20 protein-coding genes are annotated in these 19,992 nt (G+C 39.3%); 7 read left to right on the top strand and 13 right to left on the bottom strand.

The features are described 5' to 3' along the window. The first annotated feature begins 439 nt into the window (after positions 1-439). Both aceA and QMF37_RS17155 read left to right on the top strand, forming a co-directional pair. On the top strand, positions 440-1,732 hold the full coding sequence (gene aceA / locus QMF37_RS17150; protein WP_058385316.1) for an isocitrate lyase: 1,293 nt from the start codon (positions 440-442) through the stop codon (positions 1,730-1,732). Positions 1,733-1,804: 72 nt separating this feature from the next. Then, complete coding sequence (locus tag QMF37_RS17155) at positions 1,805-1,933, top strand: YhfH family protein (protein WP_211272184.1); 129 nt, start codon at positions 1,805-1,807, stop codon at positions 1,931-1,933. Between the two features lie 383 nt (positions 1,934-2,316). Here QMF37_RS17155 and QMF37_RS17160 read toward each other — a convergent pair whose 3' ends face one another. Next, entirely contained in the window at positions 2,317-2,877 is a 561-nt protein-coding gene (locus QMF37_RS17160; protein WP_078080433.1) for a GNAT family N-acetyltransferase, read from the bottom strand. Between the two features lie 301 nt (positions 2,878-3,178). Here QMF37_RS17160 and QMF37_RS17165 point away from each other — a divergent pair, with 301 nt between their 5' ends. Next, complete coding sequence (locus QMF37_RS17165; RefSeq protein WP_071154670.1) at positions 3,179-4,153, top strand: proline dehydrogenase family protein; 975 nt, start codon at positions 3,179-3,181, stop codon at positions 4,151-4,153. 111 nt (positions 4,154-4,264) lie between these two features. Here the strand turns inward: QMF37_RS17165 and QMF37_RS17170 are convergent, their stop codons facing one another. The 7 genes from QMF37_RS17170 to QMF37_RS17200 all read right to left on the bottom strand — a co-directional run bounded on the left by QMF37_RS17170 (position 4,265) and on the right by QMF37_RS17200 (position 11,743). After that, the gene (locus tag QMF37_RS17170) at positions 4,265-5,068 is read right to left on the bottom strand and encodes a metallophosphoesterase (protein WP_071154671.1); all 804 of its coding nucleotides are present in this window, start codon (positions 5,066-5,068) and stop codon (positions 4,265-4,267) included. Between the two features lie 151 nt (positions 5,069-5,219). Beyond that, positions 5,220-6,290, bottom strand: coding sequence for an ABC transporter ATP-binding protein (locus tag QMF37_RS17175; protein ID WP_078080434.1), 1,071 nt, complete (start codon positions 6,288-6,290; stop codon positions 5,220-5,222). Next, on the bottom strand, positions 6,287-8,029 hold the full coding sequence (locus QMF37_RS17180; RefSeq protein ID WP_283478992.1) for an ABC transporter permease: 1,743 nt from the start codon (positions 8,027-8,029) through the stop codon (positions 6,287-6,289). The genes QMF37_RS17175 and QMF37_RS17180 overlap by 4 nt, the downstream gene beginning before the upstream one ends. Before the next feature lie 36 nt (positions 8,030-8,065). Next, positions 8,066-9,094 carry an ABC transporter substrate-binding protein gene (locus QMF37_RS17185; protein WP_283478993.1) on the bottom strand — a complete coding sequence of 343 codons (1,029 nt, stop codon included), beginning with the start codon at positions 9,092-9,094 and terminating at the stop codon, positions 8,066-8,068. A 356-nt stretch (positions 9,095-9,450) separates the two neighbouring features. Continuing rightward, positions 9,451-9,816: a DUF5412 domain-containing protein gene (locus tag QMF37_RS17190; protein ID WP_151897508.1), complete on the bottom strand. Its 366-nt coding sequence runs from the start codon at positions 9,814-9,816 to the stop codon at positions 9,451-9,453. A 171-nt stretch (positions 9,817-9,987) separates the two neighbouring features. Beyond that, positions 9,988-10,311, bottom strand: a complete 324-nt coding sequence (locus QMF37_RS17195; protein ID WP_058385308.1) for an IDEAL domain-containing protein — start codon at positions 10,309-10,311, stop codon at positions 9,988-9,990. 448 nt (positions 10,312-10,759) lie between these two features. Continuing rightward, positions 10,760-11,743 (bottom strand): ketoacyl-ACP synthase III, encoded by a 984-nt coding sequence (locus QMF37_RS17200; protein ID WP_078080832.1) that lies wholly within the window; start codon positions 11,741-11,743, stop codon positions 10,760-10,762. 481 nt (positions 11,744-12,224) lie between these two features. Here QMF37_RS17200 and QMF37_RS17205 point away from each other — a divergent pair, with 481 nt between their 5' ends. Continuing rightward, positions 12,225-12,959 (top strand): Bax inhibitor-1/YccA family protein, encoded by a 735-nt coding sequence (locus QMF37_RS17205; protein ID WP_071154674.1) that lies wholly within the window; start codon positions 12,225-12,227, stop codon positions 12,957-12,959. Positions 12,960-13,011: 52 nt separating this feature from the next. On the opposite strand, the gene QMF37_RS17210 is transcribed toward QMF37_RS17205, so the two are convergent. The 4 genes from QMF37_RS17210 to QMF37_RS17225 form a co-directional block, all read right to left on the bottom strand. Then, entirely contained in the window at positions 13,012-14,022 is a 1,011-nt protein-coding gene (locus QMF37_RS17210; RefSeq protein ID WP_283478995.1) for a DUF1835 domain-containing protein, read from the bottom strand. Between the two features lie 343 nt (positions 14,023-14,365). Then, positions 14,366-14,515, bottom strand: a complete 150-nt coding sequence (locus QMF37_RS17215; RefSeq protein ID WP_169835266.1) for a hypothetical protein — start codon at positions 14,513-14,515, stop codon at positions 14,366-14,368. Between the two features lie 427 nt (positions 14,516-14,942). After that, on the bottom strand, positions 14,943-15,341 hold the full coding sequence (locus QMF37_RS17220) for a DUF1259 domain-containing protein (RefSeq protein WP_071154676.1): 399 nt from the start codon (positions 15,339-15,341) through the stop codon (positions 14,943-14,945). Positions 15,342-16,269: 928 nt separating this feature from the next. Next, positions 16,270-16,425 (bottom strand): WGR domain-containing protein, encoded by a 156-nt coding sequence (locus tag QMF37_RS17225; protein ID WP_078080438.1) that lies wholly within the window; start codon positions 16,423-16,425, stop codon positions 16,270-16,272. A 167-nt stretch (positions 16,426-16,592) separates the two neighbouring features. On the opposite strand from QMF37_RS17225, the gene QMF37_RS17230 reads away from it, so the two are divergent. The 3 genes from QMF37_RS17230 to QMF37_RS17245 are packed head-to-tail and all read left to right on the top strand — an operon-like array spanning position 16,593 to position 18,616. Further along, positions 16,593-17,087: a PH domain-containing protein gene (locus tag QMF37_RS17230; protein WP_071154677.1), complete on the top strand. Its 495-nt coding sequence runs from the start codon at positions 16,593-16,595 to the stop codon at positions 17,085-17,087. Next, complete coding sequence (locus QMF37_RS17235) at positions 17,084-17,935, top strand: PH domain-containing protein (RefSeq protein WP_283478996.1); 852 nt, start codon at positions 17,084-17,086, stop codon at positions 17,933-17,935. The genes QMF37_RS17230 and QMF37_RS17235 overlap by 4 nt, the downstream gene beginning before the upstream one ends. Positions 17,936-17,947: 12 nt before the next feature. Then, positions 17,948-18,616: a PH domain-containing protein gene (locus tag QMF37_RS17245; protein ID WP_349307311.1), complete on the top strand. Its 669-nt coding sequence runs from the start codon at positions 17,948-17,950 to the stop codon at positions 18,614-18,616. A 102-nt stretch (positions 18,617-18,718) separates the two neighbouring features. Here the strand turns inward: QMF37_RS17245 and QMF37_RS17250 are convergent, their stop codons facing one another. After that, the gene (locus QMF37_RS17250) at positions 18,719-19,705 is read right to left on the bottom strand and encodes a TIGR03571 family LLM class oxidoreductase (protein ID WP_283478999.1); all 987 of its coding nucleotides are present in this window, start codon (positions 19,703-19,705) and stop codon (positions 18,719-18,721) included. Between the last annotated feature and the right edge of the window lie 287 nt (positions 19,706-19,992).

Here is a 19,992-nt window from a genome sequence, read left to right on the forward strand (position 1 = left end):
CAACTTAGAATGATGTTTTTTCACTTTTGCAAACAAAGCTCATTATCCCACAAACAAACTATGCTTTTGCGCAAACAACTACTGTAGTTCTGCAAACAAACGTTGGAGTTCTGCAAACAAACTCCCCTATCCTGCAAACAAACTCAATTTCCCAGAGTGGAAGGCTAAAAAAACAACTCCTCAGCTGATCTATAGTAAGAGTTACCGCCTATCAATCTTCAACACGCTAGATACTTCATTTTTGGCCGTTTTATTTATACAGCCTATAAGACAACAGCCTAGTGTTCATCGCTTATTAACTGCTTTTGTCCTAAAATAATCTCTTTTATCGAATTTTAAAGACATCTGAAATTATCTGTTATATATTAATTAACAAGAAAACAAACTGTATTAATACAGTTTGTTAATTAATTCTTCAAATCAGAAAGGGATGGATGACATGGTCGCAAACAAACTTCAACAAATCGAGGAACTAAAAACTAGCTGGACAGAGGATAGCCGCTGGAATGGAATTGAACGCCCGTATTCGCCAGAGGAAGTTGTAAAACTTCGTGGATCTGTACAAATCGAGCACACATTAGCAAGAAAAGGTGCTGAGCGTTTATTCCGTTCGATTCATGAAGAGGATTTCGTCAACGCCTTAGGTGCTTTAACTGGTAATCAAGCAGTTCAGCAAGTAAAAGCAGGATTAAAAGCAATCTATTTGAGTGGCTGGCAAGTAGCAGCTGATGCTAACTCTGCAGGTCAGATGTATCCCGATCAAAGTTTATACCCGGTCAACTCTGTTCCTGATGTTGTGAAGAAAATTAACCAAGCGCTTCAACGTGCCGATCAAATTGATGGCGTTGAAGGCGTTGAAGGATTTGACTGGTTTGCACCAATTGTAGCCGATGCGGAAGCTGGATTTGGTGGTCCACTAAACGTTTACGAACTGATGAAGGCGATGATTGAAGCTGGTGCATCTGGTGTTCATTTTGAAGATCAGTTGGCTTCTGAAAAGAAATGCGGTCATTTAGGCGGCAAAGTATTACTGCCAACTCAAAACGCGGTTCGAAATTTAGTTTCCGCTCGGTTAGCAGCAGACGTACTTGGAGTGCCTACATTAATTATCGCGCGCACAGATGCGGATGCGGCTGATTTGATCACTAGCGATATCGATCCACGTGACCATAAATTCATTACTGGCGAACGTACACCTGAAGGCTTCTACCGCACAAACCCAGGCATCGATCAAGCCATTGCTCGCGGCTTAGCTTACGCGCCTTTTGCAGATCTTGTCTGGTGTGAAACGTCTCATCCAAACTTAGAAGAAGCACAACAGTTTGCCGATGCCATTCATGCGGAATTCCCAGGTAAATTGCTTGCTTACAATTGCTCGCCATCGTTTAACTGGAAAGCAAAACTCGATGAAGAAACGATTGCAAAGTTCCAAGTTGAACTCGGTAAAATGGGCTATAAATTCCAATTCGTTACACTAGCTGGTTTCCATTCATTAAACCATAGCATGTTCGAACTGGCTCACGACTATAAAGATCATGGCATGGCTGCCTACTCAAAACTGCAACAAGCGGAATTCGCCAACGAATCAAAAGGCTATACAGCAACTCGCCACCAGCGTGAAGTTGGCACTGGCTACTTTGATGAAATTTCCCAAATTGTTTCCGGTGGCACAAGCTCAACTACTGCAATGAAAGGTTCGACTGAAACAGCTCAATTCACAACAGCTAACTAACAAATTGTCATCCACTGATTAACATCTCAACTGCCACGGCATTCAAAAAACAAACTATTGGAGGAGATCATTATGAAAACAACAAAAACGTATGAGACACGCACGAAGAAAGAATGCCGCGAGTGCGGATGCGAAATCAAAGAACGTCAGCAATCCATCATCTACGAATGTGAGCGCTGCATGTGTAATAAAGACGACTAATAAAAAGTCCCACTCGAAGTCGAGTGGGACTTTTTTGTTCTAACATAAGCAAACTCAATGCCAACTAAATTAGTTTAGTTGGCATTAACTCGTTACCTTTTAAAAACTTTTAAAATCAAAAAATTAGCGATTTTTATTAGTCGAGCGTATTATTCTGGCGCTAGTTTTTGGAATTTCGCAGTAGGCTTCGTCTCTATTACTTGTTCAATCGAAAAAATTTCTATACAGGTGTTAAGGATTTCACTTAATGGCCTGCGGTAAAATGGAACATGATCAGTTTCTCCTGCTTTATTCCATTGGTCTGCAAAAGCCGTATGCCAATTCTTTAAATAATGTAAAGTCTAAGCTATTGACTGTTGCCACCACTTGCTTTTTCATCTTTTTCAGCCTTTTGAATTTGTGAATTGTTGTTTTTCAATCTTGTACAATACATGGGTCTTTAATGGACTATCGCAAGCTAATTTCGGATGCTGGAATTCTTCAATTTTTGACATTCCAATCTTTTTCATGACGGTTTCAGATGGCACATTGATCGTTGCTGTAAACGAATAAACTGCAGTCATATGTAACACGTCGAATGCGTACGCAAGACAAGCGAGTGCCCCCTCAGTCGCAAAGCCCTGTTTCCAAAAACGTTTGTCTAGGCGCCAGCCAATCTCTGCACGTCCCTTCCCTTCAATTGCCATCGTAATTTCCAATAAGCCGACATAGCCAATAAATACTCTGTCTTTTTTCCTTTCTACTGCCCACATCGTATAGCCTTCATCATCCATATGTCTGTTAAAACGATCGATCAATTGATCGGCTTGTAGTTTTGTTAAGGTTTCTGGAAAATAATGCATGACTTCTAAATCTGCAGTCATACTGGCGAAAAAATCTCGGTCGTTATCTTTCCAAGGCCTAAAGCCCAGTCTCTCTGATTCAAATAGATAGTTCGTCTCCACCAGCAGTCTCCTTTACTCTTTTATTTCCTATTAGTTTAGCAAAATAGGTCATTTCCGCATACCTGTCCACTTTTTCGTCACTTTACAATACTTTATTCGTTCAAAAATACGAATATCATTAGCATTTGAAAAATAAAGATTGCAAAATGCATTATTTTTTTGCATTATTATAGATAGGGATAATTATTAATGCAAAATAATTTTGCGGTAAGGGTTTATTCTATTAAGTTGAAGAGTTTCTTTATAGACCTTCAACGATTTGTTCCGTTACAAAATACAGAGAAGATTGGGGCAATAAAAAATGATCGTTAAAAACTTCTTCATGCATCTTTCAGAAAACCAACTTTTAAATAAAGCAGCTCAAAACTACGGCTTTAAGCTCGGCGCTCATAGCGTTGTAGCTGGAACCAATATTGAGGAAGCTATTGGGAGCATTAAAGAACTGAACGCACAAGGCATCAGCTGTACGATTGATAACCTTGGAGAATTTGTTCACGATAAAGCAGAAGCTTTAGCCGCAAAAAATCAAATTCTTGGTGTTGTAGATGCTATTCATAAACATCAAGTAGATGCTCATATCTCGTTAAAACCTTCACAGCTTGGGCTGGATATAGACTATGATTTCTGCTTAGAAAACATTAAAGAAATTGTCGATAAGGCTTCTGAACACAATATCTTTATCAATTTTGATATGGAAAACTATGCACGTCTTCAACCTTCTTTTGATTTATTAGAAGAACTGTCGAAAAACTACGACAATATCGGCACTGTCATTCAATCTTATTTCTTTAGAGCAGAAGATGATATTAAAGATTATAGCAACTACCGTTTACGCATCGTCAAAGGTGCTTATAAAGAACCTGAAGAAGTCGCATTCCAAAGCAAAGAAGAAATTGACGCAAACTTCATCGAATTGATTGAGTATCATTTGTTAAATGGTAAATTTACTTCGATTGCGACACATGATCATGAAGTGATCAATCATGTAAAACAATTTGTTATTGATCACAATATTTCAAGAGAGAAATTCGAATTCCAGATGTTGTATGGCTTCCGCAAAGACATGCAGATAGAGCTTGCTGCACAAGGCTATAATTTCTGTACGTATATCCCATTCGGTACTGATTGGTACGGCTATTTCATGCGCAGACTAGCAGAACGTCCACAAAACTTGAACTTGGTCGTTAAGCAAGTATTCACTAAAAAGACCAACACTGCAATTGGTGTTTTAGCAGGCGCATTCATACTAGGTCGTTTAACGAGTAAAAAATCATAAGCAAATGATAAAACCAGCAGGTCCTTGAAAGGACCTGCTGGTTTTTAGTAATGGTATTCAACCCGGTTAACTTTCGCATCGTTAAAATGCAAGCAAACTAACCAATGCACTTTAAATTTCAATAATTTTAATCGCTGTCTTAATTTCTTCTTGTGCTGAGCTACTGACCCATTCTTCTGGGTAGTGCCCAAGCGGATTGCAAATGCAGTCGATCCCTCTGTATTCCTCATGATAACGAATATGAATATGCCCAAAAATCATTTTTTTGACACCGTATTTTTCCGCCAGTTCGCCAAAGCGAGAACTCCCCATCATGGCATTGAAAAAATCCCAGTACGGCTCGTTTTTAACTCGAATAAAATGAGCAAACGGCACAAAATGCGTAACTAGAATAATGTTTTTACCTTGATGTTCTTTTAACCAATGCTCTAATTTTTTTACATAATGTTCCGTGACCGCTACATCGTTTTCTGGCCAGTGCGCATACAACATATCTGGCCATGTGAAATGATTTAAACGACCTTCCGCAAACTCCTCATGACTGTACCCCTCGACGCCTAGCGTATAATCGTACCAGCCTCCATCTCCAATGACGACCCAGTCACGGGTCAACTGGACTGGACCATTGCCTAGATTGCCTTTAAATTCTAGTAATTTATCGTACGCAACGGTTGAATCTTCATGATACACATCGTGATTTCCATGAACAAATAAAAGCTGAATGTCCGGTAATTGCTGCTTTAGCTGGTTAAGCAAGTTCAAACTTTTTTCAGGATTTGCTGCCATATCTCCGCTGAGAATAAACACATCTGGTGCATGATGGATCAAACTGTCGCGCAACAGGCCAAATATATCAGTTTCTGATTTTTTTCGATTTAACCCTTCGTGTATATCCGATAAGACAGCGATTTTCACCGCTCATCCCCCCTATGCATGTAGCTGCTAAAGTTTTCCTACCTGAATTCATTATAACTGATATTTCAGTTTTTTATAATGATTTGCTGAATATCCTTACAAAAAAAGAACAATCGCGCAATGATGCACAACTGTTCTAGAAACCTATTTGTTAATTGGAGACAATTGTTCCGGTCTGCTTTGGTGCATTTTTCAAGGAAATACCAACCACATCGCCAGTCTCAAAACGTGTCGCAACTACTGATTCGTGGATGGTCCAGGTTGCTTCTCCAACTTCTACTGTGTAATGGATTTCATATCCTTGATACTGAACAAAAGACACAACTCCCTGCATCCCCTTACTGTCAGCTGTCATCAACTGAAACTGTTCTGGACGTACAGGGTAAATTCCACTGGTCTTAAAGCTGTCCGCAACGCCTAGGTCGTGCCAGACATTGTCCGAATCAATCGTTGGTACAAATTGATCACCGCGCCATTGCCCTTTTACAAGATTGCATTTACCTACAAAGGTCGCGACAAATTCAGTCTCTGGACGTGTATAAAGAACTTCCGGTGGCGCAATCTGTTCTATGCGCCCTTGGTTCATCACGACGATTTTATCAGCGATAGCAAGTGCCTCTCCTTGGTCATGCGTAACAAAGACAATAGAAGCTTTCGTTTCTCTGTGAAGTTTTTGAATTTCTTTGCGCATCTCCATGCGCAACTCAACATCTAATGCGCTCAATGGTTCATCCATCAACAGTAAGTTCGGTAACGGTGCAATGGCACGTGCGAGCGCCACACGCTGTTTCTGACCGCCTGATAGTTCTGACGGGTAACGTTCAGCTAAAGCGTCTAAACCGACCAACTTTAGCACTTTATCGATTCGTGCCTGCAACTCTTTACGGCCTTCCTTGACCTTATTGGGGTGATAGCTAAGTGGGAATTTAACATGCTCAGCAACCGTCATATGTGGCCATAGCGCGAAGGACTGAAATACCATACCAATATTGCGTTTTTCAGGTGGCAAGACGTGTTTTGTCGATGCCAGAACCGTATCGTCCATCGAAATGGTGCCATCCGTTGGCCCCATAAAACCTGCCAATAGTTTTAACAAAGTTGTTTTTCCGCATCCAGATGGGCCAAGCACGGCAATAAATTCTCCGTCGCCAATTTCTAAGTCAATCGCATGCAAAGCTGTAAATGAACCGTATTTTTTTGATACATGATTTACTTTTATCATTTATTTTTCAGCACCTTTCTGTCCCACAGCTTACCAAGCAGCATAAACAATGCGCCTCCAAGTAGGATACCCAGTACGAGCACCGTTGAAAACGCCGTCGAGTAGGTAGAGTAACCAGCTTGCTCGTAGCCGAAAATCACAACCCCGACCGTTTCAGAGCCAGACGACCACAACAAACTTGAAACGGTTAATTCTGTGAGTGCCATCAAAAACACCAGTAGCGCTCCACTAAGAATTCCTGGAAATAATAATGGCAATAAAATCCGGCGCCACTTTACCCATCCAGCAGCTCCAGAGGTTCGTGCCGCTTCTTCCATCGAAGGATCAATTTGTAAAAAAGCCGTATAGCTTCCTCGAACTTGTAATACGAGAAAACGTGTGACATAAGCGATAAATAGAATCCAAACTGTGCCGTATATACTTGGATTCCATCCAGGCACTGGCTCTAGCCACATGAAAATCATGCATAGCGCAAAAACAGTACCCGGTAGTGCATATGGAATCGTCATAAACAGCTCCGCTGTTTTTGTACTCCAATCTGGATACTTAAAGCGCAGATAAGCCATAGCCGTTCCAAGCACTAAACAAACAATCATCGTAAACAAGGCCAGTTGCAAGCTATTCGACAAAGCTGACATGGGTTTCACATCTGTCATAAAAACGTATTCGTAATTTCGCAGCGATAAGTTTTCCAATTTGAACGGTACTCCATAAGCCGAAATAAGCGATAATGCACCCATGGTAATCAGGGGCATTAAGCTCGTTACGAGAAGGAAAATCCACAATAAAGCTTCTACTAGCTTTTGTTTACCCGCTGTTAAATAGATACGCGGCGTCGAGTCACTTCTGTTTGTTTCGTTGACACGGCTACGGCGCAACAAGAACCATTGTAAAACTGTTCCGAGCAGTGCAATAAACCCCAGAATGACCGATAAAACGGCTGCGCGCGAAAAAGCAGAAGGACCGAATCCTACAACCTGCTCATAAATATACGTACTCAAGACACGAATATTTGCAGGTGTTCCGAGAAATGCTGGAATTCCGAAATTGTCCAAATTTGATAAGAACGCGATTAGGCCACCACTAGCTATACCTGGCAGTGCGAGTGGCAACACGACTTTCCAAAATGTCCGCTGTTTCGATAATCCACTTGTCGCCGCTGCTTCTTCTAATTCACGTGGGATTTTTCGAAAGACATTGACTGTGAACAAATACACGAGCGGGTAATGCGATATTCCAAGCAATAAAATAATACCACTCATACTGTATAAGTTTGGTGCCGCGAGTTCTCCCGGCAACCACGATAACATCGCTGTTACTGGACCGGATGCGCTAAAAAACTGTGTCCATGCGAGTGTTGTTATATAGGAAGGAATAACGAACGGCAAGAAGATAAATAGCTGCATCGCTCTTTTTCCGCTCAACTGCACATAAGCAACAAGCCAAGAAAACAAAATACCGAGCACCAAAGCCAAAATTGTTGAACCTCCAACGACAATTAACGTATTTTTCACCGTTTTCCAAGTGGCGGGCTCTCTAAGAACTTCGGTGTAATATTGCATCGTTACCGAACCATCATTGACAAAGCTTAGCCAAATAAGTCGCAGCACTGGTAATAAGAAGAAGATGAAAATAATGATCAAACCGATTATTTTATACAAGTTATTACGTTGAAAAAAGAGAGAAAAAGAGGAGTCCCTCTTTTTTCTCTCCCCATCTATTGGCTGTTTTGCTGTCATATTCGTAACTCCTCACACCAAAATTCAGGTTGGTTTTTATTGTCCGAAAATCTTTCCGAATTTCGTTTTGTCATCACTCCGTGTTTTCAGTAGTTCCACCGCTTCAGCGTCCAAAATAGTCATTTCATCTAATGTTTTTAAACCTTCAGGTGCATCTATGCCTTCACGAATTGGTGTGTAGCCTTGCTGTGAAGCTAATTTCTGACCTTCTTCTGAAAGAATAAAATCAACAAATGCTTTCGAGGCTTCTTCATTTTCAGTATTGGCTAGTATACCAACCGGTTCGGTAATAACCGGAACGCCTTCTTCTGGATAAACTAATTCTACTGGAGATCCGTCATTTTTAGCGCGTGCGGCTAAAAAGTCAACAATTATGCCATACTTCTTCTCACCAGTCGCGACACTTTCTAGCACTGCGCCATTGCCTTGTGTGATGGTAATATCATTATCTTGAAGTGCTTCATAAAACTCCCAGCCAAGACTATCTTGACGCGTCATGACACCTAAATTATAAGCAGCTGCTCCAGAATAAAGTGGGCTTGGCATAACAGCTTGTCCGCTCGTCGGCTCGTCAGTCAAGTCAGTCCAGCTCGTAGGAAGCTCTGTCACATCATTGGTATTTACAATCAAACCTGTAGCCATGATTTTAGTTCCTGCATACGTACCATCCGGATCAACAAGTGATTGATCGAGGGATTCTGTTTCTGGTGATTTATAGTTCAGTAATAGATCGTCTGCTTTAAAGCTCTCAAAAGTTACCGAATCTGCGACTAACAGTACGTCTGCTTGAATATTACCACCTTGGTTTTCTGCTTGGATTTTTGACACAACTTCCTCTGTTCCGGAACGAAAAATACTAACATTGACATCAGGATTTTGCGCTTTAAAAGCATCAACTAAACCTTGCGCATCCGCATCCGGCTGGGATGTATAAAAATCCAAAGTACCCGAGACGCCTTCGCCTGCTATTCCTGCTTTTGAATCTGTTCCACTTTCATCGCTGCCACAAGCTGCAAGAACGGTTACTAAACACACTGTCGCCGAACCGTAAAAAAATTTCTTCATTCTATTTCCCCCTCAGTTTTTTTATTCGACTTACCTATTTTTATGTACTACCTGTTTAGTAGTATAGAACATTTTCTTAGAGTAATTGTTAAACTAGTGTTAAGAATCGCTTTGTATAAGTCGAAGGAACGCAAAAGACAGTCTATAGGTGGAGCTAGATTCTGCTAGTTATTACCTTATATAGTAACTATAAATTGCACAGTGTATGAGGTCAAATATAATTAGACGCACTATTCCTACTAAAGAAATAAGTATGCAGATTTACTGAAGGAAAAGTACACAGTACTATTTTAGCTAAGCCCCGAGTAACTCAACCGTTCTGAACACTATCCTAGAAACAATTCTAATTATCTAGTTTATTGCTCATTTCTGAAATCATACTTTTCTTTTGGAACACGCAACAAGTGTCCGTTAATATCTACCGTATCTTCATCAACCCATTGTATCGTTGCAGAATCCTCTCTGTAATTCCAGTAGATATTTTCATTTTTTTTATTCTCTTCGTTGAAAACCAACTCTCCTCTAACAGCATAGGCCACAGTTGCTCCACCGTTTGTCACATAGGCACGTATAGTATACGCGCCATTTGGTGATACAGATTCCGTCAAAAATTCACCTTCAGGCAAACGCTGCATATCAAAAAAAGCCCAGTAAACTACATATCCAAAGAGCGCTACAATGACTACTGAACTTGCTACTCCAATAACTAAACCTTTTTTCATATTCAACACCTCTTGATTAATAACGTTCAAAAATAGAATAAGTTCAATTTTCCAAAAAAATGCTAAAAAATAGCACCTTAACCCACAATTTTTAGCTACTAAAAGCTTTGTGAATTAAAGTGCTATTGATGTTTTAAACTGTTAAAATTTACATTCAAATGTATGGGAATTTTAGTTAACCGCTTCTTTTTTAGCATTTAACTGAGCAGACAATTCTTGGAACCATTCTTTATCGTCCGTCGCTAATGCTAAATCGATTAAGAAGTCTAGTTGCGCAGCATCTTTATTAACTGACTGTGGAATGCTTTCTACTTGATGTACAGACATCGGGATCGTCATGCCAATCATTTCTTCGTTATCACTTTCCACTACTGTCACATTTACCGCTTCTTTAAGAACATCCATAGAATCGATAAAGCCGATAATCAGTTCGTCGTGGCGGGATTTTCCTTTTACCCAATCACTTATTTTCAGAATCGTTTTATTCGTACCCATATCTATGCACCTTCTTTACATTTTTTATCGTTCAATACCGATCAATGAAAATTTGGACATTACCTTATGATCATTGTTTCCCTAAACAAACCAAAGCAAACGTCATACACGAAATTTCCATAATTTTTGGGGGCATCAGAAATGACGCCATCCGTACTTTGAGCTAGAAATGTATTCGCTCACTTTCTAAAAGCCAGGTGAACTTGTTGCTACCCCTAATTCTACGGCTCCTTATCTGTGAATACAATTTATTTGCCTCGATTTCGAGATAACTGATACGCGGATAAATTAACATAGCCTTAGAAAAAAGCAACTAGCTTTTTCCTCTCAGAAATAGCTAGTTGCTTGAATATTAGTTATCTACAAATATGTTGCGCTAATCTACTGCTTAGTCTGTAGATTTAAAGCATCCGCTTAGAAGCGAATTTATCATTCTATGTTCAAACCATCAAATCGTCCAATTAATCAACATACCCGCATGCGTTAAGCCTCCACCAAAACCGTAAAGCAACATTTTGTCATTAGTTTTGATTTTGCCTTCTTTTACGCCTTTGTCTAGCGACAGTGGAATCGAAGCTGCAGAAGTGTTGCCGTAATATTCAAGGCTGTAAATTGTTTGCTCAAGCGGCAGACCGGTCCTACTGCAAATCGACTCGATAATTCGAAGATTTGCGCTATGCGGCACGAACCAATCCACATCGGTCGTTTCAAATTGTGCTTTTTCCAGCAATGCTTTAATGCCTTTTGGCACCGTGTTGACTGCCCACTTATAAACTTCGCGTCCATTTTGATTTACAAAGCCATTGACTGCCAACTCATTCCCAAACATTTGATTGGAAAGATCCGTGCAGTAAAGATTGTGTGCAAGCTCTCCGTTAGTTCCCATGTGCACATCAATAAAGCTTGGATTTTCTTCATCAAACTCAACTAAAACAGCACCACCACCATCTCCAAATAAAATACACGTGGAACGATCGCTGTAATCTAGAATTTTAGAGAAGGTTTCTGCTCCGATCACCAAAATCTTTTTGTTCAACCCCGAAGTAATCAAACCGTTGGCAATGTGAAGACCGTAGGCAAATCCGGAACATGCTGCATTCAAGTCAATGGCTCCCGTATTTTTTATACCTAACTTAGCTTGCACTAGTGCAGAGACACTTGGTGTTTTAAAATCCGGTGTCATCGTACAGACAATGACCATATCCACATCATCTAGCGATTTTTCATAACGTTCGATTAAATTTTCCACAGCTTTAATACTAATATCGCTGGTAAATTCAGTATCTAACGCAATACGACGCTCTTTTATCCCAGTCCGTTGGACAATCCATTCATCATTGGTTTCTATCATTTCTTCTAAATCGTGATTTGTCAGCTTCTTATCAGGTACATATGAGCCGATAGCTGTAATTCTAGCTTTTGAAACATTCATTTTCATCACTCCCTCTTGATATCCTCGTCTTATTCTACCACCAACTATTAGTATTAGGTACTAATATAACAATTTATCACCACTTAAAAATATGATTTACAAGAACATAAATTACACAAGAATACCGATAATTCCATTTCCACAAATTCTACTATTGGAAAAAGCATAAAGAGTTGATTGCGAGACGAAATTACTGAGGATCGTTGTTCTTGTTAGTTGATCTGTCAGCTATTTACTTTAGCCGATTTCGAGATGTCAGCTATATTGCTCGCCGAAACAAATAAAAGCTGTAGGCCATATTAGGCTCTACAGCTTTTCTATGCTTTTACATGTGACCATTCCGCAGGTTTCTCCTATGGTAAAATGCAAGGTGTAGCAATTAGAGACCTATACATTTCTCGACGGGTTTGTTCATCATGTATTTTTCATCAATAAAAAGATATACTTAAGTCTGCTTAAAATAATGTATGAGGTGATCGAATTGAGAAGTGGAAATCCAAGTTTAAAGACCGACACGTTCGAAAATTTTAAAGGTACTGCCACTGGTCAGAAAATGACGATCCAAGGTACTGTCAACAAAACATTTATCTTACTCTTGCTATTGCTGGTAACGTTCGTCTATTCTTGGAATCAGTTTGTTAACAGTCCCGATAGCGTACTGCCTTTGATTCTCGTAGGTGCGATTGGTGGACTTATTGCAGGGTTAATCACGATCTTCGTGCCCAAAGTCTCTCCTTTCACAGCGCCTATTTACGCGCTATTGGAAGGCTTGTTCCTCGGTGCAATCTCTGCACAGTACGAAGTTCAGTATGGCGGGATTGTCTTTCAAGCCGTTTTAATCACGATAGGTGTATTACTAAGTCTATTGCTTGTTTACAAGTCTGGTCTCATAAAAGTGACAGAGAACTTTAGACTTGGCGTTGCAGCAGCTACTGGTGCCATCTTCTTGGTTTATGTGATTTCATTTATTGGCAGCTTTTTCGGCTTTGAAATTCCGTTCCTGCATGAATCTTCGCCTATAGGCATTGGCATTAGTGTGGTTATCGTTATCGTTGCTGCACTGAACTTAGTATTGGATTTTGACTTTATCGAAAGTGCAGCCAATAAACAAGTACCGAAATACTTTGAATGGTATGGAGCTTTTGGTTTGCTCGTCACATTGGTTTGGCTGTATCTCGAAATTCTTCGATTGTTGTCGAAAATTCGCAGCAGGTAAAAAAACGTCCTACGGGACGTTTTTTTAATTTGCAGAAAAAAGTCACTCGGACTCAGCTTACCTGCACGTGGTAATGCCGCATACTCTTAGGTATTCCTCTTATTTTAAACGTCCCGTTGTAAACTAAATATCTGATGCGATACTCCAAATAGCTATGACTAACAAGGTGTTCTGATTGGAAAAGAATTTCACCAATTACTCTCGCTGCCAAAATAAAATCAGTCGCTTCCTGTTCCCTTTGCAATCTTCGAACCGCATCGATGATCATCGAATCGAAATGATCTTCTTCTATAACTTGAAAGCTACCGCCTTTCCAAATTCGCAGCACGTTTTCTTCTTCTGACAACAGGAGCCATTCATTTCGTAATATTTCTTTCTCTTTAGTTGTCAAAGGATTCCCTAAATTCGTTTGATAGATTTCCTTAAATTGATAGGACGCTAATTCGCCCGAATGTCTCACTCTAAATTGAGTTTCTCCTTTTCCATAAAGAGTTTCAAAAGCTTCTGGGGTATTAATGATATAGATATCGTTTTTCTTTTCTCGCAGAAGATAGAGAAAATAACGAAGGCCTGTTTGTTCATCTGCATTATTTGCCGTCCACAGGACAATTGGTATGTTAGCAGGGATTTCTTCGATTGTTGCAAGTGTTTTCGAGAACCGATTTATGTATTCTTCTTCTATGTAATCCATTTCATAATTAATGTGATCTCGTAACCACTCATAACGTAAGGTGTGCCCTTGTTCTGTATGAATTTTCCAAACAGGTCCTTCAGCAAAAAAATCGGGAAAACCAATGATTCGATTTTCATGGCTTAGTCCTATTCGCAAAGAACCTGCTGGAGACTCACCGCTGATAATATGTACAGCAGTCTCATCCATTTCGTAGTGGACTTCTTTTTGCAGGCTATCAGATAAGTCATTAGATAAGGACAACAACTCGTTTATCATTTCGTCTTGTAAATCTTCTTTTTTCACGAGTTCTAAACGGTACATTACATTCAACAACAAACTTTTCGCATCACTACCACTCAGTTTTTCTATTGATTCGCGTAGCTTTTCCATCCAATCACTCCTTTTTTTTATCATTTGGCTATACGTGCTAGTTCAATTAATCTAATTCCTGTCTAGTATAGCAAATTTTTCAAGATAAAAGAAAACGCCGAAGCAACACTGGAGGATGAATGGATAACGCAGAAATGAAGTGAAAACCATGTTCAAACTTATCAAAACTAATAAATCGTCTTAGACACCGAACCTTCGAGACCTCAAAAAAATCCTTACTGAATTTAGGATTTTGCGCGGAATTCAAAAAAGTAAACCAGGAAAAGAGTTTCTTTTTCTCGGTTTACTTTTTTGAGGCTATTAGGACAATTCCACTTTTATATACACTCAACTGCAATTACAATTAAGCTTCTTTAAGCTTCTCTAGTTCCTTACTCAAAGTCGCTTTTTCTGTTTTATATTGTTTGTACCCAAAGAGATATTCCTTATACATTTCCAAATACGTTTTCGTTAGCTGATCTATTCTTTTTTCTCCATTTTTCATTACAGTCATCTAATTCATCCTCCTTTAGTATGGTCGTACAACGTTAACTACTGAATTTCTCACGTGTGGATTTTTGGTGAAAAGGAATTACATAAAACAGATATTTTGGACTCTTCTTGGCTACTTGATACAGGTTGTAAAAGACATTTTGCGACAGCTCGTACCGCTGCATGCCATTTGGTAAAGCTTTTGCTTTTATAGGTGCATGTTTTAACTTTACCTCGTTAATATCTACCCATATGGTTTGAACTCGCGTTTGTTGCTCTCCATTTCTTTGAAAAGATACTTCTCGTGTCAACCGAGCAAAGAAAGTAATAAAAGCAGTTCCATTTTCAATATGGACATCTTTAGATCTCAGAAAATAATAGTCAATTTTTTTTGAGGCAATTGCTCTGTCTGCTCCACTTCACTTCTCCCCTTTAAAGCATAATTACTGTTAGCTAAGCACGCAAAGCGCTTCAGTTAGACGTTTAGCAAAATCTTCAGGTGGCTCTTTTGACGCTAGTCGAATGCAGTGCATTCCGCGCTCTGTTGACAGCCGTTGCGAAAAACTACTGGGAAAGTGAATCGGATGCTGTATAAGTGCACCTGTAAAAGATGCCAGTTCTTCAGGAAGAAGAAAGACTTCAGCTTTATTAATCGCCACTTGATTATGTGTAGATGGTTTAAATGATATGGATAGCTCTAGTGACCAGCTGACACACATATCGAAACTCTTATGCGCTTTGATTGTCCGCTTTTTTATTACTTGCCAAAACCCTTCATGTAATTCCATTTCTGCGCCTAAAATCTCGCCGATTTTCTCAGCCGCTAAAGACAGTGAATCTGTTTTCATTACGCTAACCACCCCTTTTACACTCTTATGTAAGTGCTATTCATCAAATCTTTTTTTCGTGCCTAGCGATGACATTTTCCACCACATTATTATCTGACTAACACACAATTTTTATTTTAAAATTCAGATAAATATTTTTTCAGATAGCTCTGTAAGCTAACTGTTTTTCATGCCAAGAGCACAACTTTTTGATCAATAGAAAATTAAAAAATCTGTTAAATTGTTGACATCCAATACGATAAGACTATATTACACCACAAAATATGTAAAGTGTTATAGAATATTCTTTTAATTCAGATTATATAAACGTTTTTCTCATATACTTTTTTTTAAAATAGAACTCTATTTGAATAGAATCAACTGAAAATTTTTTCACGTTATCCAACTAAAGAAAACATATTAAATCAATAAAAACAATTGTTTAAAAAAGAGAATCCAACTACTGTTTACTGTTAGTATTCCCAGCAAAAACTGCGTTTATGAGCCATCAAATCGTATTGAATTAAATTTTCTTTCTAAATAGAATCACAGCTGTTCGTAACACAAAAAGAGCAGTTGCATAAATTTCTGCAGCCGCTCCTCTATTTTGACTCTGTCACATCACGGTCTTTTTGTTGGCTCTTGTTGAAAAAGCATCGATTTCTTAATTTCATAATATTTTACTAAAATAAGGTAACTGCTAAATTTCTTTCAAATATTTTCTCGTTCTTTTCTGCATCCTAACTATAAATGAGCGCAAAATTATTCAGCATGCTGGATATTAATTAACTAATTCAGTGTATCGCTCGTTAAAGATAACAGCTTGTCTTGCCCTAACATACGAAAATAGTGTTTAGTAATTTCGACTAATACTTGTCTGACTCCGTCCGTTGTCTTTTCTAATTTCCCAATATCCTTTTTTAAACTTCGACTCGATTAATTTGTTCGCTCATTTCATACAGAGCTCTTCAGAAACGAATTCTTTTGTATTCACTGAGCCTTTGCTCCCTATTTTTCCATATAGCACGATAAAAATAGTTCCTTGAACGTTTATTTCCCAAAACTTATTGGAATAAGCGGTGATGCAAACTAGTGATTTCTTCATTTAAATGTCGCTACTTTCTTTTTTGTAGTCTTGTTCTCAATTTATTTGCTAGCTTTACTTTACACAATACTTGACTACTCATGTTTCAGCTTATACTCACTATATGAAACCTTCTGAAAGACGGAACGTATAAAGTAGTATCTTGTGAAAATGGCGGTGTTCCCTAAATGAATAATCAATACGACGCTCCACAACATTCTCTTTCCCCCAATGCCGTCAGCTACTGGCGTCTGGAAGAACTTATTTCCAACCTTATCGCCTTTATCGTTCTTGCTGTCTTATTTTACTTGGATTGGCGCTTTGACTGGTACAACTGGATCTTTTGGGTCTTGATTGCCTTAGCCATCTTTTGGGTAATCGGATTCGTATGGTCCATTATCAGTCCACCTCTCACTTTTAAGTCTTGGCGCTATGATTTAGATGCGGAGTTTTTGTATCTGCAGTTTGGCATTTGGAACCAAACACAACAATTGGTCCCGATGACAAAGATTCAAGCAGTGTCTCTTACACAAGGACCGTTGATGCGGAAATTTAAACTCGCTTCTCTTTCAGTGGAAACAATGGGATCAAGTCATGCCATCCCGGCATTGCCAAAAGCCGTAGCAACCGAGCTTCGTGAACGCGTTGCTCATTTCGCCAAAATTAAGGAAGTGGAACAATGATTGCTAATCGTCGCCATCATCCAGCTTCTCTTCTTTTTAAAATCGGAAAACTGATTCGAAGCTCAATTTTTTTCATTTTAGTCTTATTCGTTTTTCAAGCAGACAATAGCTCCATGCTTTTGGTTTACGGTCGTTACGCATTTTTGCTATTTTTTCTTGGATCCGTTGTATTCGCTGTTTTAAATTGGTTCACAACTACTTATGCAATCGATGACCAACGATTCTATTTGCGAAGAGGTGTGTTCAGTAAAACTGACCAGTCGATTCCTTTTTCAAAAGTACAGAACATCAACCGTCACATATCATTTGCTCACCGTTTATTGGGGCTGACATCGATTAGTTTCGAAACGGGTATTGCTGGTGAGAATTCTTCTGTAAAATTCGAAGTTGTCACAAGAAAGGAAGCATTGCGGCTAGAATCTGCAGTCCAACAACGCAACAAATCTGTTGCGACGGAACACGAGACAATTTCAGACGATACGGAAGAGCTTCCTGCTGCTGAACAAATCGAGCCTGGGCAGAAAAAACTGAAAGAGCGTGTCATTCATTTCGAACCGACACGTAAGGATTTATTTAAAGCGTCTATGACGTCCTTTAGCTTTTTGCTACTTGTGCCATTGCTCGTTTCCCTATACTACAATGTTTCTGAATTTAGCGGCTTTGAAGAACGATTAAGCGGAGTGGGCACAAGTTTGCTAGCATCGACTTGGATGATTGCTATCGTAACTACCCTAATTATTCTGGCTTCTTTCGTATTCGGGATTGTCCACTCATTTATTAAATATGGGAACTATGAGATTTCTTCTGATAGTGAGCGTGTGTACATCAAAAAAGGTCTGTTGTCGTAAGCCTCTTTTTCAATCGCAAAAGAGCGCGTTCAAGCCATTGAAATTACACAATCTTTTACAAAACGTATTCTTGGACTGGCAGAAGTTAAGCTGATTAGTGCCGGCAGCCTGTCTTTGGGTTCAGAAGAGTTAAATATTAGCTCGCTCTATCCTTTTCTGCCAAAGCGAAAAGCATATGCAATCGTTACTGAATTGTTACCCGGCTATCGCATTCAAGAAGACATGCAACGACTGCCGAAACGTGCACTTTGGATTCGTTTGCTAAAGCCAAGCTGGCTATGGCTAATTGCGACTGCATTGTTGTTTTACTTCCAATCCAACTTCTTGAAAATTCAAAATATGTGGTGGATCGTTTCTATTGTCTTACTAATAGTAGTTGTTATGTCGCGTACCCTGGATTTCCTCCACACACGTTATTGTTTAAATGAAGAATTGATTCAATTGAAAAATGGCGGCTTTACTTCTACTCTATTTATCACGAAGCGAGAAAAAATTGTGGAAGTTGAAATTACGCAAAACCGGATTCAACGTGCATTTGGACTTTCTTCTCTTCAAACAGTCACGCGCGCGAGACCCGTTCATACGTCTTATCTTGAAGATGTACCCAATTCACTTGTTGACATATTTCACCGCTGGTACCGTGATCGAACGAAAGAAGTTGAACTGGATTCAACACTTTAAAGACTCTTTGCCGAAATACCGGCAAAGAGTCTTTTTCGTTCAAACCGTTTCTTAGAACATTGGCTTCAAAAAATGAGTAAATGCACCGTTTAGTCTGTAATTTTACCTAGTTTTATCTACCGCTATTTCACGCATGTAGTTTGTATGTGCAGGAAAATGTGGGACAACATACTCACCTAATTCTTGTATGACTTCAGTTATAGGTCGATTGCCATTAGTTAAACTCAGAATGACATGATTAACCCCCATCCTTTGCAGGGCATGAAGATAGTCGACCAAAAACTGGTGACCTGACGTAAAGCCAACTTTGATCGGAATAGGTCTAGGAGAAGCCTTTGGATTTTCTGATAAATTGATCACCAATGGTTGAGAAAACGGTTTAAATCGACCTGTTGCGTTTCTCCAAATGTTGATTAGCTCTTTCTGACGATTTGCCTCTTGTGCATAAAACATCCAGCCATCCGTATGTTCCGCTAACCACTCGATTGTTTGTCCAGAATAGCCTGTTCCGAGGATTGGGATACCCATTAAATGAGGTTTAGGAATAACGTCCCCCTCGACTAATTCCACTCTCTTTGAATGTATTTGTGGAAACGATTCTTCCCATATTTTTCTCATGACCCAAATAGATTCTCTAAACAACTCATCACGTTCTTGTCGTTCTACTTTAAATGCCGGAAACTCTATCGGACGGTCTCCCGTTGCAGCACCTAATAAGAGTCTTTGATCAGATAAATTATCTAAAGATGCAACGGACTTTGCTAAGTGAAGCGGATGCCGTAACGTTGTGATGACGCTGGCAATGCCAAGAGCAATCTCTTTTGTGTACGCACTTGTGTAAGCAAGTAACTGAAATGGGTCGTGGATAACACCTTTATCTCCAAAGTTTGGATCAAAAAGTGGAGAATCCCTTACAAACAAAGAAGCAAATCCAGCTTCTTCTGCTTGTTTCGCTAGTGTCATTTGTGAGGCTATATCCATTGCAAACGGATTGTCTCTAGCCGATTCTAAAGGGAACAAAATTCCAAGCGTCAATTTATTTTCTTTGAACGTTCGTGCAAAGCCGTTATGAGATTGAAAATCTTTCATTTGTATTCCACCTGTCTGGTACATTTCCTAGTTATGTAAACTGGCTAGTAGTAGGCCAGTTATTGCTTTTTTTCGTGCATGTACATTTTTTTGTCGTTTGCTCACAGTATGCTGGATTTTCTGTTGATTCGTTTACTTTTTAATGTTAAAAGAAGCTTTTTATCACGCGTGTTGATTAGCCAGAATCATCCAAATGAATACAAAAAGAGACACCTTTCTTGTAGACTGTAAGTGCGAACCAACAACTACAGGAAGAGGTGTCCCTTATGAAACAGAATACCATGTTC

It is taken from the genome of Planococcus sp. S3-L1 (assembly GCF_030063085.1).
GTDB lineage: Bacteria > Bacillota > Bacilli > Bacillales_A > Planococcaceae > Planococcus > Planococcus kocurii.